Annotated in this window: 1 protein-coding gene; it reads left to right on the top strand. The window is 48.5% G+C overall.

Annotated features, from left to right (window positions below):
- Positions 1–160: 160 nt before the first annotated feature.
- Positions 161–1690, top strand: a complete 1530-nt coding sequence (locus FS806_RS25140; RefSeq protein WP_260982258.1) for a DDE transposase — start codon at positions 161–163, stop codon at positions 1688–1690.
- The last annotated feature ends 157 nt before the right edge of the window (positions 1691–1847 follow it).

Here is a 1847-nt window from a genome sequence, read left to right as displayed (position 1 = left end):
TAAGCTTCTCGGAATTCACATTCCGTTGCAGACTCTAGCTTCCTAGCTAGGGTCTTCTATTGTTTCACCCCCAAACATGGGGTGCGAACAAACATTCCTCTTGACTTTTCAAAATCACCCCAATAATCGCCGAGAAGGCTTTTTTTATTGCCTATCTCTAATGAATTGGGTGATTTTCATGAAATTTTCCCCACGTTCTCATCAAGACTATCTTCAATTTGTCATCGATCAACTGCAATCGGAGTATTCGACTCCGGAACAAAACGCATTTCTGCAGCAGTTCTACAGTGATCTAATCTTTTGGATTACGCCCATTGATCTGTCTAAAACGGCTTCAATCATGCAATCTGCTTATTCCTTGAAGACCAAGGGACGTTCGCCTCGTGATCCAGCGGATATGCTGCGAAGCACGCTGCTTATGACCAAGCTTGGCATGAATGTCGATAACTGGGTTCGCTCTCTTCGTACGTTCCCGATCTATGCTATCCTAAGCGGATTTTCACCACTCGACACGCCGGGTGTTGGGACATTTTACGATTTTTTTCGCCGTTTATGGCGTGCATCCACGCCCCACAAAACGGGGCGCATTAAACGCAAATTGCGTAAACCGCGTAAGAAAGGGAAGAAGAACCAAAAGCTTGAACCCAAAAACCCCAAGATCACGGATAAACTCGTTGCTCGTGTGCTAAGACAAGATCAGATTCATTACAGCCCCAAGGAACACGATACGTTGCAACACTTGTTCCAAACCCTGTTTGTCTTTCCCTCTGCGGAAAAGGGCTTGCTGGGTGATACAAATTCCTTTCGTGTCATCGGTGATGGATCACCGGTCGAAACCGGCGCGCGTTCTTTCGGCAAGTTCCTCTGTGATTGCCGGAAATCCGGCAATTGGAAGTGTACTTGCAAACGTCAATTTTCCGATCCCGATGCTACATGGGGTTGGGACAGTTACCGCGAAAAGTATTACTACGGTCGTACGCTGTACATGTTCACGGCTGCCGACAGCCCTTACGACCTGCCGGTCTATCCACGATTATTTAAAGCAAGCCAGCACGACTCGGTTTCGTGGATTTGCGGATACCAGGAGCTGCGCCACTGGTACCCGCAGTGGAATTTGGGAGAAGCGATTCTGGATTCTGCCCACGACGCTCTTCCCATCTATACCATGCTCGAGCGTGATAATGTTTCAGCCATCATCGACCTGAACAACAGGCGCTCGGGGCATCTGGTATACAACAACATGGAAATCGATTCAGATGGCGTTCCCATTTGCCCCATAGGGCGCAAAATGGTCTGCTGGGGCAAGTGTCCTGGTCGCCAGCGTGTGAAGTGGCGTTGCCCTGCCAAAGTTGGCAAGTGGGAATGCCCTCATCCATGTTCACCATCTGACTACGGCAGAACATTCTACACATCTACAGCGGACAATCCCCGCTTGTTTCCTCGCATCCGCCGTGACAGCAAGGAATGGAGAACGCGTTACGCCTCGCGTACGGGTGTAGAACGGTGCATCAAAAGACAAAAGGTTGACTACAACTTAGAAGCTTCTCGCGGTCGCAGTTCCCGCCATTGGAACATCCGCGTATATTTGATCGCCATGTGCCAACATGCTGATGCGTGGCTGCAAGAAGCGAAGAAACAGAACCAACTCACAACGATTCAACAATGGCTGAAGTCGGCACCGGCGGCGTAACCATATACCTTTCCATATTTTTTTAAAACATGCCCAGTTCGGGTTCTTTAGCATACGCATTTTTGAAAATTGCTTTCAAAAACACGTTTACATCGATAATTTTAACTCAAGCACCCCAAATTGAGCCTCAATCGCCCGGTTTATTCCGAGATCCTAT

This window comes from Paenibacillus sp. 32O-W (assembly GCF_007679495.1).
Taxonomy (GTDB): domain Bacteria; phylum Bacillota; class Bacilli; order Paenibacillales; family NBRC-103111; genus Paenibacillus_L; species Paenibacillus_L residui.
This window is presented reverse-complemented; position numbering and strand designations above follow the sequence as displayed.